The 7,557-nt window shown below is 25.4% G+C and carries 7 protein-coding genes; all 7 read right to left on the reverse strand.

Features of this window, described 5'->3' with window-relative positions; translation table 11 throughout:
• Window positions 1-687: 687 nt before the first annotated feature.
• The 7 genes from B5E92_RS14565 to tmk all read right to left on the reverse strand — a co-directional run bounded on the left by B5E92_RS14565 (window position 688) and on the right by tmk (window position 7,192).
• The gene (locus tag B5E92_RS14565; protein WP_087303352.1) at window positions 688-1,323 is read right to left on the reverse strand and encodes a GTP pyrophosphokinase family protein; all 636 of its coding nucleotides are present in this window, start codon (window positions 1,321-1,323) and stop codon (window positions 688-690) included.
• Window positions 1,324-1,780: 457 nt separating this feature from the next.
• Complete coding sequence (locus B5E92_RS14570; protein ID WP_087303354.1) at window positions 1,781-3,091, reverse strand: polysaccharide deacetylase family protein; 1,311 nt, start codon at window positions 3,089-3,091, stop codon at window positions 1,781-1,783.
• Between the two features lie 133 nt (window positions 3,092-3,224).
• Window positions 3,225-4,079: a 16S rRNA (cytidine(1402)-2'-O)-methyltransferase gene (gene rsmI, locus B5E92_RS14575; protein ID WP_087303356.1), complete on the reverse strand. Its 855-nt coding sequence runs from the start codon at window positions 4,077-4,079 to the stop codon at window positions 3,225-3,227.
• Window positions 4,072-4,809 carry a tRNA1(Val) (adenine(37)-N6)-methyltransferase gene (locus B5E92_RS14580; protein ID WP_087303358.1) on the reverse strand — a complete coding sequence of 246 codons (738 nt, stop codon included), beginning with the start codon at window positions 4,807-4,809 and terminating at the stop codon, window positions 4,072-4,074. The genes rsmI and B5E92_RS14580 overlap by 8 nt, the downstream gene beginning before the upstream one ends.
• A 2-nt stretch (window positions 4,810-4,811) precedes the next feature.
• Window positions 4,812-5,621, reverse strand: coding sequence for a stage 0 sporulation family protein (ricT, locus tag B5E92_RS14585; RefSeq protein ID WP_087303360.1), 810 nt, complete (start codon window positions 5,619-5,621; stop codon window positions 4,812-4,814).
• 12 nt (window positions 5,622-5,633) lie between these two features.
• Window positions 5,634-6,575: an AAA family ATPase gene (locus B5E92_RS14590; protein WP_087303362.1), complete on the reverse strand. Its 942-nt coding sequence runs from the start codon at window positions 6,573-6,575 to the stop codon at window positions 5,634-5,636.
• Entirely contained in the window at window positions 6,572-7,192 is a 621-nt protein-coding gene (tmk, locus tag B5E92_RS14595; protein ID WP_087303364.1) for a dTMP kinase, read from the reverse strand. Before tmk ends, B5E92_RS14590 begins: the two co-directional genes overlap by 4 nt.
• Between the last annotated feature and the right edge of the window lie 365 nt (window positions 7,193-7,557).

The following is a 7,557-nucleotide window of genomic DNA, read 5'->3' on the forward strand; positions in this document are numbered from 1 at the left end:
ATCAAATATAATGTTTCACGTGAAACATTATATTTGATAATCATCACTTCATTTCATATATTATAAAGCATGAGTATTTGAATTTAGAGTCTATGCAAAAATTACAAGATAATTCTAATTTTTAATAAATTTTATATTTATACTTGTACTTATTTACTATATTGCTTTTGCATATCTAATACCTAATTTATATATACCTAAATTCATCAAGATTATATTATTATAATGATCTAATAACATTTAGTTACCAAATCTAATCCAATATTAGTATCAAAAATATTATTTATTTTAAAATAATATTTTTATTCTTTAAAACTTAATTAATCTATATTATATTTTTCCTATTTTGTAACTACTGGATTATCAAGGTTTACTTTTATAATATTTTTATCAGAAATATTTTCTTTTATCTATATATTTTAAAATCATATATTTATTAAACAATATCTATATGCTATTTTTTATTATATTCATAACATCCGTATTTTATAATTATGATTTTCTTGCTACTATTATATTTAAAATTATCAGTTATATATACTATTTATTATCACTCGTTAAGTCCTCATTTGTTTTATATTTGTAGTTACAGCTTTTTTTATTAATCATGGAGATTTTATTATTGTTTAATTTCTCAATATTTAAAAATAAAATGTTTCACGTGAAACATTTTATTTCTATTATTTATTACCTATTACCATCCCATGGCCGATTTATTTCTAAATAGATCTTTTGCATTTCTAAATCAGTCTGCGCCATTTTATCCGCACATTCTTTTAATCTAATTTTAATATCATTATTTGTTTTTGATTCATTTTTGTAACAAAGTTCGTGTTCCAATGATGCCCAACAATCCATTGCAATTGTTCTAATTTGAATTTCTGCTGGAACATTGATTTTGCCATCTTTTTGATAAACAGGTACACTAACAATTAAATGAAAACTGCGATACCCATTATTTTTTGGATACTGAATATAATTACTATGTTTAATTTGTGTAATATCATCTTGATTAACTAGTAATTGAGCTATATATTGAATATCATTTAAATAATTACAAATAACCCTAATACCAGCAATATCATATAATTTTTTAATAGCAGCAACTGTTTGATCAAGTTTCTTTCTTTTTAATTTGCCTTTAATACTTTCTATAGATTTAATTCGATATTGAATACCATGAATTGGACTATGTCCATACTTAAAATTTAATTCTTGATCTATTAATTCCAATTTGGTCTTAATAATCTTAATAGCAGCTTCATATTGTTGCATTAACTCATTAAACTTTTCATTTTCATAACTTATTATTTCCCAATCCATTATATATCACCCATATAATACTTTATTAAAATATTTTAAAAACAATATATATTAATTATGTTTTTTTGTGTTTTATCAATATTTCTATTATCTCAACTTATCTAATATATATTGTTAAACATATAAATAAATTTAAATCTTCTGTCTCTTTGTCTCCTTTTAATATGTATTTCTATATAATAATATTTTCTATTAATTAAATTTAATAGCATTATAAATTTTAATATACTTATTATAAATAATTATTTATTAATAGCTACCTATAATATTTACAGTCTTACTATATTTGATAAAGTATATATCATATGCCTGATTATTCTCCTATATTTTAGTTTTGCAATTTTCCAAGTAGTAATATCGTTTATAAGAGAATATTTTACATTATCATTGTACTAAAGCTTATTTAAAATTTACAGAATATCTGTAAGTTTAATTATAAAAAAATACTCCGCTAATATTAGCGAAGTACTGTTTTTAATTCTTTATACTCACCTAATGTAGATAATGTTACAAATTGATATCCCTTATTAGCTAACTCAGCTAATGCCATTTCCAATCCATCAACTGTAAAGTTATGAATATCATGGATAAGTACTACTGCACCATCATAAGCATTGTTAACAATAGCATCTTTTATTTTATTGGCATCTTTTAACTTCCAATCTAATGTATCCACTGTCCATAAAGCAATTTGCATTCCATTATTTTTGACAACAGTTTTTACATTATCATTATAAGCTCCAAATGGTGGTCTAATTAAACTTGGTTCATCTCCAGTAATACTGAAAATTGCATTTTGTGTATCAACAATTTGTTTATTAACAGCATTTGTATCTAATTTTCTTAAATCAGGATGATCCCAAGAATGACTTGCAATTTCAAAACCATGTTCATATACTGTTTTAACAATATCTGGATATGCTTGAACGTTTTTACCTAATTGGAAAAATGTTGCACGACCATTATATTTTTCAAACATCTCAACAACACGAAGTGTATTTGTTTTATGCGGTCCGTCATCTAGAGTAAAAGCAATCATTTTTTTATTTTGATCGATTTTAGGTAATGGTGTCGGTGTTTTAACATCTAACGGGGCATTTGAAGGAATATTTTTATTTGCTAATCTAATTAAATCTTTATTTTCTTCATATTTAATTTCAACTTTTTCCTTCAATTTATCATTAGTATATATAACAACCTTATCCTTTTTTATTTCTAAATTATCATTTTCTTGATTTATATTATCAATACCATTGATATTTGCTAGTGATATTTTGTAATTCTTTCTTAATACATCATTAACTGTTAAAACTTTCTCGTTTTTAGTATCGTAACAAAATAGCTTATTTGACTGTGCTACTAATTTATCATCTTCATTATAGCGATTCATAGAGAATTTTAAATTGACATACTGTTTATAAACTTGATCTATTGAATAATCCATATAAAGGATATCTTTACTATCCTTATTAGCTTTTTGATCTTTTATATAATCATTCCAACAATCATTGATGATTTTATTCAACTCTTTTATATTGGTTTTTGGATAATACATTGATATAAAGAATTGTTCATTTTCTTTTTGATAATGCTGGACTTCACCAATTTTTTTATTATTTTCATCATATTGGTAATATTTTTCATAAGGTCCTTCTCTATTGGTAATCCAAAAAACAAATGCTATAATTATTGCAATTATCAGAAATAAAATTGCTAATGATTTTTTCTTAAATCTTAATTTTTTATTTTTTCTATATCTATATTCCATACTTACATCCTTTCCATGAAACTATCATACTTTATTTATTATTTTAAATCAAACGACAAAATATAGAGATACAGAAATTCTTAAATGTTTCACGTGAAACATTTAAGAATTTAATTACTAAAAAATGACGATATTAATCATTTTGACTATGATATAATGCGTATAATTCATTTTTATTAACTTTTCTTAATTTAGATACTTCTTTTATAGCATCTTTAACACTCATTCCTTTATTTACATAATTATCTACCTCTGTAATAAGTATTTCTGGAGATAAATTAACTTCATCATTATCATTATTACCAGAAACAACAATTACCATTTCCCCTTTCAGCTCTGCAGTGATAGAAATGATCTCACTAATTTTCCCTCTTATAATTTCTTCATGTTTTTTTGTAATCTCACGACAAAGTGCAATATGACGATCACCCAAGATATCTTGCATTAACTTCAATGTTTTACTAATTCGATGTGGTGATTCATAAAATACGATTGTTTCTCGATAGTTTTTTAATTTTTCTAATTCTTTTCTTTTTTTCTTATCCTGATGATCTAAAAAACCATAGAATAAAAACGGCTGAGGTGCAATACCAGAAACTACTAGGGCATCTAAACAAGCATTAGCCCCACTAACAGGAATTACATTAATATTATTTTCAATAGCAGCTTTAACAAGTTCGTATCCTGGATCAGAAATTGCTGGATAACCAGCATCACTAACTAAAGCAATATCATTACCTTCTAATAATAAATTAATTAATTTAGGAATTGATTGACTTAAATTATGCTCATGATGAGATATTCGCTTAGTTTTAATATCATAATGATTTAATAATTTAATTGTATTTCTAGTATCTTCAGCACCAATATAATCAACTTCTTTTAAAACATTAATTGCACGAAATGTAATTTCTTCTAAATTTCCTATTGGAGTGGCAACTAAATATAAAGATGGCGCTTGATTTTCAAAACTTTTTTGTCTATTCATATATTTTTTCTCCAAACATTTTTCTTACTTCATTACTATAAGAACCATCTTCATTATGAGCATATAATGGTGGTTCAATTTTTAGTCCTTTTTTACCTTTATACATTCCTTCAACTAACAAAACATGACTGTCTCGATTGACCTTTGGATAGACAAATCTTATTCTTTTTGGTTCAATATCATATTTTTGCATAACATTTAATATTTCAATCATCCGATCAGGACGATGAACCATAGCAAAACGTCCTTTATTATCTAATAAAAAGGCAGCTGCTTTAATTATACCCTCTAAATCTATTTTTATTTCATGACGAGCTATTGTTAAATATTCATTTTCATTTAAATTACTTTCTTCATCTACTCTAAAAAATGGTGGATTGCAAACAACTAAACCTACTTTAGGAAAGTTTTTGACAAAATTCGCAATATCGTTATGAACTATTTCTATTTGATCTTCTAGATTATTTAAAGCAACGTTTTTATTAGCTAGTTCAACTGCTTCTTGTTGAATTTCTACTCCAGTAATTTTTCGATTAGTTCTCTTTGATAAAAGTAAAGGTATTGCCGCATTATTGGTTCCAAAATCAACTATATGTTTTACATCTTTATTAATGGTACAAAAATTAGCTAATAAAACAGTATCCAAAGAAAAGTTAAACATGTCTTTCCTTTGGATAATCTTCATGTTCTTATGAGCTAATAAATAGTTAACTACTTCTTGATCAGACATAACTAATTAGGCTTTTGATTAAATTCAATTTCATTTAGATTAACAAAAATTACTGCACCATTATTATCGATTTTAATTAAATCATTAATTATATTCAAACCTAATACTTTTACTTCTTTACCTTCATATTTAACGCGACTACCTATTTTTGGAAAACGTTGTTTTTCTAATGAATAAACATCGTCTTCATATTTTAAACAACACATTAATCGACCACAGGCTCCAGATATTTTATCAATATTTATTGCCAACATCTGATTTTTTGCCATGTTAATTGATACACCATTAAATTCTCCTAATAAGGATGTACAACAAAGTGGTAATCCGCATGTTCCTATTCCTCCAATTATTTTTGCTTTATCACGGGGACCTATCTGTCTTAATTCAATTCGACAACGAAAAACTGTTGCTAACTCTTTTAATAACTCACGAAAATCCACTCTAACATCAGAAGTATACATAAAAATTACTTTTGCTTTATCCAGAGTAAATTCGCAATTGGTTAATTGCATATCGACATCATAACGAGCTACAATATCTCGACAAGTTACCAATGCTTCTTTGGCGTCTTCAAGATTTTTTAGATGTGCCTCTACATCTTTTTTTGTTGCTCGACGAGTTATTTTTTTTAATTCTGTATCTAAGTTAAATTCTTCTATTGATTTTAATGGTTGTGATATTTCACCTAATTCTACACCACGAGCAGTTTCAACAACTACATAATCGCCTTTTTCTAAATCAATATCAGTAGAAAAGTAATAAACTTTTCCAGCACTTTTGAATTTAACACTTGCTAATTTAAGTTGTTCCATATAATCTCCTTTCTATAAACGATACATCATTCTATCCATTAACATTAATAGATTGGCATTGCTTTCTATTGTATAAATAGTTTCTAAAATAATTTCAATTTGTTTTATTAATTTGTCTTCATCTATTTGCAAACTATTAAAGAAATCGTAATGAGCGCTAAATACTAAATTTTGATTATGTTTCACGTGAAACAAATCTTTCATTGCTAAAACAAGCATATTTAAAAATAATTTAATATCATCACGTTCTTTATAGTTCTTTAATAAATTAGTTTGAACATTAATAATCAAATTCATTCTTTTCGTATACAAATCCTCAATAAAATTAATTATTTCAGTTTGCATATATTCAAATCTTTCATCATATAAATTTTTAGCTTCTTCTTCACTAGCTGATAAATATGTTAAAATTTTAGCAGCCTCTTCAGGAATATTACTTTTAATTAAAGCTTTATATATTACCTCTTTACTATCAGGCTTAATATCAATAACTTGACAACGTGACAATATAGTTGGTAATACCCTACTAATATTATTAGTAGTAAAAATAGCATAAATTCCTGATGTTGGTTCTTCTAACATCTTTAATAATGTATTCATAGCTTCTTTAGTAGCTGATTCAATATTTTCAATAATATAAATTTTTGCTTTACCTTCTAAAGAAGATTTTTTGAAAGTATCTTGGATATATTCAATATCACCTTTTTTTATTGAAGTCTCTTTTCCATCATATCTAATAATATCTCCATACTTATTTTCTAGAACTTTACGACAATCATTACATTTTTCACAAGCTAAAGTTTCGTCACAAATTAATGACATTGCTAAGTAATTTAATGGTACTTTCGTATTATTACCAACTAGTAAAAAAGCATGAGGAATTTTATTTTGAATAAATTCATTTTTTATTAAATTATAGAATTTTGGTTGATTTTCCTGTAAATATTCTTTCATAACTTTTCCTTAATTACAGTTAAAACTTGATCAACGACTTCATCTATTGACTTATTAGCATCAATTTTAGTGATTCGATCAGCAAACTTATTACAAATTTCCATATAACCTTCATAAACCTTTTTATGAAAATCATTTGACTCTAAATCTAAACGATCAGTACTACGATTTCCTTTATTAATTCTTGCTAACCCAACTTCATATGGTAAATCAAAAAAGATAGTAGCATCTGGCTGAATATCACAAATTGCAAATTGATTCATTTGATAAACTTCATCAATTCCAATTCCTCTAGCCACTCCTTGATATGCTAGAGAACTGTCAACGAAACGATCACAAATTACAATATATCCTTGATTTAATGCTGGCTGTACTTTTTCAATTAAATGTTGGCGTCTAGCTGCTGCATATAATAAAGCTTCCGTACGAGCTTCCATTTTAACATTTTTTTTATCTAAAATAATATTTCTTATTTGTTCAGAAATATCAATTCCACCTGGTTCTCTTGTTAATAAAACTTTGTGTCCTTCATCTTTTAGTTTTTCAACAATAATTTTAGACACTGTTGTCTTACCACTACCATCAGGTCCTTCTAATGTAATAAACTTACCTTTCATTTTTATTTCCTTCCAATTTTTTATAGACTTTCGTTGTATATTATAACATATAGCAATTAAAACGTCATTTTAAATAAATCATTAAAAATATTGATTTAGCCAATATAAATACCCTATTTTCCTCTATTATATATGGAAATAAATTAATAAAAAAAATTAGCACTCTATACTTGACAGTGCTAAAAAATAGACTATAATAATAGTTGTAAAAAGAAAAGATGATTTATTCATGAAGTAATTTCAAAGAATAAATTTAAAAGGAGATGATTTATATGAAATTACTACCTGGATTTGCAACTTTTGATGATGTTTTTGATAACATGTTTGATGATCCTTTCTTTAGAGGAACTAGAACTACTAATTTA

Origin of the sequence: Erysipelatoclostridium sp. An15, from assembly GCF_002160675.1 — a bacterium.
GTDB classification, from domain to species: Bacteria; Bacillota_I; Bacilli_A; order Erysipelotrichales; family Coprobacillaceae; genus Thomasclavelia; species Thomasclavelia merdavium.